This window comes from Aldersonia kunmingensis (assembly GCF_001646865.1).
Taxonomy (GTDB): domain Bacteria; phylum Actinomycetota; class Actinomycetes; order Mycobacteriales; family Mycobacteriaceae; genus Aldersonia; species Aldersonia kunmingensis.
This window is the reverse complement of sequence record NZ_LRRB01000189.1, coordinates 22169-28274: the sequence shown is the minus strand read 5'-3', so window position 1 is coordinate 28274 and position 6106 is coordinate 22169. Positions and strand designations below refer to the sequence as shown.

Annotated in this window: 6 protein-coding genes; all 6 read right to left on the bottom strand. The window is 67.3% G+C overall.

Going from position 1 to position 6106, the window contains the following annotated elements; translation table 11 throughout:
• The coding region (locus A8G08_RS14420) for a sulfate adenylyltransferase subunit 1 (protein ID WP_187344468.1) at positions 1-1078 on the bottom strand (1078 nt) is incomplete at its 3' end.
• A complete protein-coding gene (gene cysD / locus A8G08_RS14415) occupies positions 1078-2004 on the bottom strand; it encodes a sulfate adenylyltransferase subunit CysD (RefSeq protein ID WP_068275169.1) in 927 nt (308 codons plus the stop codon). The genes A8G08_RS14420 and cysD, both read right to left, overlap by 1 nt.
• Positions 2001-2798, bottom strand: coding sequence for a trehalose 2-sulfotransferase (gene stf0, locus A8G08_RS14410; RefSeq protein ID WP_068275167.1), 798 nt, complete (start codon positions 2796-2798; stop codon positions 2001-2003). Before stf0 ends, cysD begins: the two co-directional genes overlap by 4 nt.
• 129 nt (positions 2799-2927) lie before the next feature.
• Positions 2928-3815 carry a universal stress protein gene (locus A8G08_RS14405; protein ID WP_068275164.1) on the bottom strand — a complete coding sequence of 296 codons (888 nt, stop codon included), beginning with the start codon at positions 3813-3815 and terminating at the stop codon, positions 2928-2930.
• A 111-nt stretch (positions 3816-3926) separates the two neighbouring features.
• Complete coding sequence (locus A8G08_RS14400) at positions 3927-4775, bottom strand: sirohydrochlorin chelatase (RefSeq protein WP_281182153.1); 849 nt, start codon at positions 4773-4775, stop codon at positions 3927-3929.
• 2 nt (positions 4776-4777) lie between these two features.
• The gene (locus tag A8G08_RS14395) at positions 4778-6106 is read right to left on the bottom strand and encodes a sulfate adenylyltransferase subunit 1 (RefSeq protein ID WP_068275161.1); all 1329 of its coding nucleotides are present in this window, start codon (positions 6104-6106) and stop codon (positions 4778-4780) included.

Here is a 6106-nt window from a genome sequence, read left to right as displayed (position 1 = left end):
TTTCTGGGTCGAGGAGCCGGTGCAGTTCCTGGACGGTCGCGCGGACAGTGCGGGTGGTCTGCTTGAGCGAGACACGATCGCCGGCACGCAGCGGTTTGTCGGCGAGCCAGCACACGGTTGCGTCGAGTTCCCGTGCGCTGACGGGCAGGTGGGCATCCTCCGCGGCGGACACCACGATGTCGCCGCGCCCGATATCGATGTCATCGGCGAGGCTGATGGCGACCGATAGTGGCGCGACGGCGACCGTGCGGTCGTTGTCGAGGGTGTCCAGCGCGGTCACGGTGCTGCTGTTCCCAGAGGGCAGCACCGTCACCTTGTCGCCGACGGAAAGGGTGCCGGCGGAGAGGCGTCCGGTGTAGCGGCGGCGCTCGGTCCCGCTCGGGCGCGATACCCATTGGATCGGCAATCGCAGTTCCGCGCGGACCGGGTTCGGCGCGTGCAGTTCGACGTCCTCGAGGTAGTCGAGCAGCGTCGGTCCCTCGTACCAGGGCGTGTTGTCGCTGCGATGCACGACGTTGTCGCCGGCCTTGGCGGCCATCGGGATGACCTGCGGCGTCGCCACGCCCAGCCGTTCGGCGAGGTCGTGGACCTGCGCCTGCACCTCCGCGTAGCGGTCCTTGTCGAAATCGACGAGGTCGATCTTGTTCACCGCGGCGACGAGGTGGTGCACGCCGAGCAGCGAGGCGATCCGGGCGTGGCGCCGGGTCTGGCGCAGCACACCCGCGCGTGCGTCGATCAGCAGCACGGCGACGTGCGCGTTGGATGCGCCGGTGAACATGTTGCGGGTGTACCGCTCGTGTCCCGGGGTATCGGCGAGGATGTAGTTCCGCGTCGGGGTGGAGAAGAAGCGGTAGGCAACGTCGATGGTGATGCCCTGCTCGCGTTCGGCACGCAGGCCGTCCGACAGTGCCGCGAGGTCGGCTTCACCCGACTCCTCGTCCACCACGGCAGCGAGGTGGTCGAGCGGCAGGCTGTCCGTATCGTGCAGCAGGCGCCCGATCAGCGTGGACTTGCCGTCGTCGACGCTGCCCGCGGTGGCGAGGCGCAGGAGTTGGCGGGTTGGTGTCACTTCGGTCATCAGAAGTACCCCTCGCGCTTGCGGTCTTCCATCGCGGCCGCGGAAGTGCGGTCGTCGGCTCGGGTCTCGCCCCGCTCGGACACTGTCGCGGCGGCGATCTCGGTGATCACATCGGCAATCTCAGTGGCCGTGGAACGCACCGCGCCGGTGATGGTGAGATCGCCGACGGTGCGGTAGCGGACCGATTCGGTCAGCACCGGCTCACCCGGCGCGGGCTGGGTGTACTCGGAAACAGCGAGCAGCATTCCGTCGCGTTCGACGACGTCACGTGTGTGGGCGAAGTAGATCGACGGCAGTTCGAGCTGCTCGAGTTCGATATAGCGCCACACGTCGAGCTCGGTCCAGTTACTCAGCGGGAAAACCCGCACCTGTTCGCCGCGGCGTATCCGCCCGTTGTACAGCGACCACGGCTCCGGCCGCTGCGCCCGTGGATCCCACTGACCGAACTCGTCGCGGAAGCTGAGGACGCGCTCCTTCGCGCGGGCGCGTTCCTCGTCGCGGCGTGCACCACCGAATGCGGCGTCGAAGTTGTTCTCCTCCAACGCATCCAGTAGTGCCCGAGTCTGCAAGCGATTTCGCGAGCCGCCGGGAGTCGCCTCCACGACGCGTCCGCGGTCGATCGCGTCCTGCACTGAGGCCACAATGAGCCGATGTCCTGCGCCGGTCACCCGGCGGTCGCGGAACTCGATCACTTCATCGAAGTTGTGTCCAGTGTCGACGTGCAGCACGGGAAACGGCAGCGGTGAGGGTCGAAATGCCTTCTCGGCCAATCGAAGCAGAACGATCGAGTCCTTGCCCGCCGAGAACAGCAGGACGGGCCGCTCCAACTCCGCGACAACCTCGCGGATGATGTGCACTGCTTCCGCTTCGAGAGCGCGAAGTTCGTCGACAGTGTCGATGTTCGGTGAGATCGCCGCGGTGGTCATACGTGCAGACCCTCAACGACATCGGCATGGAATTGGCGCACCCACTCCGCCGAGCGGCTGTTGCTCTGCCGCTTCAGTGGCGGGGGCGGGGACAGCGATGGGTCGAGTCCGAGCCGTTCCAGAATCGAGGCGGTGGTGATCTGTGGGGAGGCGGTGAGTTCCTCGAAGGACACCTCGATCGGCTCGATTCCCTCGGAAGAGAACCACGCTTCCCACGAATCATCTTGCCCACGAAGCATTTCCGCCAAGTAGGCGATTCCGCCGGCGTGGTACTGAGCGGAATCGTCGAGGCCGTCATTGCCGTCGTCGCGCCACACCTGGGTCTGCACCGCGCGCCACATCGACACCGCCTGTTTGACGATGTCGGAACGCCGGACCCAGATGAAGGTGACCTCGCCGACCACGTCCCGGATCGCCGATCGCAGGTCTGTACCCGAAGGGTTCGGCAGGGCGGCGGCCCGCGCGAGCAGCAGCGGAGTCTGATTCCACATCAGCTTGCCGCCCCAAACGCCGTTGGGGGTCCGTCCTTCTCGCAGCAGGTCGTCTCGCCATTGCTCGGACGTCCGTGAGTCAGGGGTGCCGGAGACACGCGGCGCGAGCAGCTTCAGGATGGTCTCGTCGTGCACGCTCGCGAACCAGTCACGCGGCTGCGGAGAGCGGCCGGTCTCGGGGATGTACTGGAAGTACTCCTCCGGCTCGCCCGCGATACCGGTCGCACGAAGCGATTCCACGAGCAGGGTCGAGCCACTTCGCTGTGAGGCGCAGACGAGATACGAGCTTGGCGGGCGCGTCATGCGGTCACTATAGGAGTGCCCGTGACCAGCTGAAACTCGAGAAAATTACATCTGGATGAAGTTAAAGCTTGACGCTACTTGGGCTTTCATATCTCGGCTGGTTGCCGCATCGCGTGGTGCTGTTGTGAATTACCCGACATCGCGGCGATCGGCGTCCCTGCAGATCAAAACCGGGCACCGCGCATGGTGCATAAGGTTCTGCGTCGTCGACCCGAGGAGCCCGCCCATGAGCGGGCTGCGGCCGTGACTGCCGACCACGACGAGCTGTGCGTCCGCGGAATGCTCGAGAAGCGCGGATCGGGCGCTGCCGCGCTCGACGTACCGCTCCACATCGACATCGGGGAACTTCTCGCCCCACCCAGCCAGGGCTTCGGACAGCACTGCAACCTCGCGCTCCTCGTGTGAGGACCAGTTCATGAAGCGGCGATTCTCCGAATACCCCATGCCGGACTGCTCCGACCATGCGTGCACCGCGATGACCGGAACGCGGAAGAACGACGCGAACTCGAAGGCATGCGCGACCGCGACATCGCTGAGTGTGCTGCCGTCGACGCCGACAACCACCGGGAGACCTTCGGACAGCTCGCCGTCGGGCTTGTCGCGCCACACGACGACCGGGCAGCGGGCGTGGTTGGCAACCCGCACGACTTGAGACCCGACGAACATGGCACGCATCTCGCTGGTGCCGGCGCTGCCGAGCACGAGCAGGCGCGCACCCTCGGACAACGCGACCAGCCCGGGCGCTGTCGGCCCCTCCTCGATGCGGTGTTCGGTGACGACATTCGGAGCAGCGGCGCGGACGGCCGTCTCCGCGGTATCCAAGAACGTCCGGGCCTCTTTCAGCTCCTCGGGCTCGTCGTCGCCTTCTGTGCGTTTCTGTTTGTGCACCAGGTGGGTGAGCACCAGCGGTTCCTCGAACTGCTGCGCCACCGAGGCAGCCCATTTGGCCGCTTCGACAGCAGTATCGGATCCATCGATTCCGGCGACGATGCCGCGCCGGACCTCTGAAGCGCCCATGATGCCCTCCTCGTCACTATCCAGTCTGATCTTCCGGACACGAGCCGACCAGGGAAATGCGACTAATTACCGAGCTGTGATCAGCGACGGCGGGATAGCGGTGGCGCTTGATCAGGCGATACGGCGGGCGGGCGCGGTATTGGCGAGTGCATCGCGATAGCGCGCTTCGATCACGGTGGCGAGGTCCGCGTGCGCGGTCAGCGGTACCGCAAAGGAGACGAGCCCCGATTCCTCGAGTTCCGCCGCGGCATTGTGAACGCGGTCCCACAGCACGCCGGGGGCCAGCATCCATGGCACGACGACGATCGACCGAGCGCCCGCGTCACGGAGCTCCTGCACCGCGCCGGTGACCGTGGGCGCGGCGGTGTCCTTGGGTCGCTCCGCAGGCTCCGCGACCGCCGTCGCGAAGCAGGTGCGGGCATGGCGCCAAGCGGTGCCGCGCAGCACCGCGGGGGCGACCGTCGTGGTGACGGCGTTCGCCTCGGGACGCCGCGAGCCAACGGCGCACAGCGCGACACCGACGTCCGGGTCGGACAGGGAGACCCCGGTCGCCGCGACCGAGGCGCGCGCGCCGGCGACCAGTTCGTCATCCGCGCCGAGGATGTCGGCCGTAATCACCTCGAGGAAAGGGTGCCGGCTCTGCGCGTCTGCGATGATCGCGGGCAGATCGACCCGGGCGTGGAACGCACTGCCAAGCAGCAGCGGCACCACGACCACCCGGTTGTGACCGGCTGCTGTTCCGGTCGCTCCGCGGGCTGCGCTCCCAACGGCAATCGCATCGATGACCTGTCCGACCGAGGGAGCGTTCAGATCGAGGAAAGCCAGCCGCACATCCATTTCGGGATGGCGCGCCCGCAACCGTTCCAATGCCGCAGCCATCGCCCGCGCCGAGCGCGGGTCGCGACTGCCGTGCGCGACAGCCACTAAAGGCGTCGCGGGCGTTGGAACGGTGCGGAACACGATCAGACCTTTTCGCCGACCTCGACCGCGCTGAGCACGTCGCCGACCAGTCCGGCCGCCAGCGTGTTGCCACCGGCGGGATCGATCAGCAGAAAGCTGCCGGTGTGCCGGCTCACCGCGTAGTTGTCGGCCGCGATGGGCTCCGCGACACGGACGGTGATTCGGCCGATGTCGTTGAGCTCCAACGACTCCGGTGCCGGATCGGACGTAAGGCGCTGCTCGTCGAAACGGTCGACGAGTCCGCCGACGATTGCCTGCGTGGTGCGGGTGCCGTGCTTGAGCAGCAGCCGCGCACCTGGGCGCAGCGGCTTTTCGGCAAGCCAGCACACGGTGGCGTCGAACTCGCCGATCGGCTCCGGCGCATCACCCGGCGCGGCGATCGTGTCACCGCGGGAGATGTCCACGTTGTCGGCGAGGATCAGCGTGACGCTGCGGCCTGCCTGTGCGGTTTCGAGTTCGCCGTCGGGCGTGTCGATCCGCTCGACCGTGGTGCGGACGCCGGACGGCAGCACGACAACCTCGTCGCCCTGCGAGACCGAACCCGCGGCAACCTGGCCGGCGTAACCGCGGTAGTCGGGGTACTCGGCGGTACGCGGGCGGATCACGTACTGGACCGGGAAGCGCAGGCCGATCGAGTGGCGACCGGCGGTGTCCGCGTCGACGGGCACCGATTCGAGGTGCTCGATCAGGCTCGGCCCGTCGTAGTACGGCGTCTTGTCGGAGCGGCTGGCGACGTTGTCGCCGAACTTCGCCGACACCGGAATCTCGAGCACGTCCTCATCGGACCAGCCCAGGGTGCGGGTGAGCTCGCCGAACTCGGCGGAGATCTCCGCGAAGACCTCGCCGGGGTTGTCGATCAGGTCGATCTTGTTCACCGCGAGCACCAGCTTGGGCACACCGAGGAGCGCGAGCACGGCCGCGTGGCGGCGGGTCTGCTCGATGACACCCTTGCGGGCGTCGACGAGCAGGATCACCAGCTGCGCGGTGGACGCGCCGGACACCGTGTTGCGGGTGTACTGCACGTGCCCCGGGGTGTCGGCGAGCACGAACGAACGCTTCGGGGTGGCGAAGTAGCGGTAGGCCACGTCGATGGTGATGCCCTGCTCGCGCTCGGCACGCAGGCCGTCGACGAGCAGCGACAGGTCCGGAGTGGCCAGGCCCTTGTCGACCGAGGCGCGGGTCACCGCGTCGATCTGGTCGGCGAGAACGGATTTGGTGTCGTAGAGGAGCCGGCCCACGAGCGTGGACTTGCCGTCGTCGACACTGCCTGCCGTCGCAAGGCGCAGCAGCTGCGTGTCGGGGCGGCCGGTGGGGTCGAAATGGTCACTCAT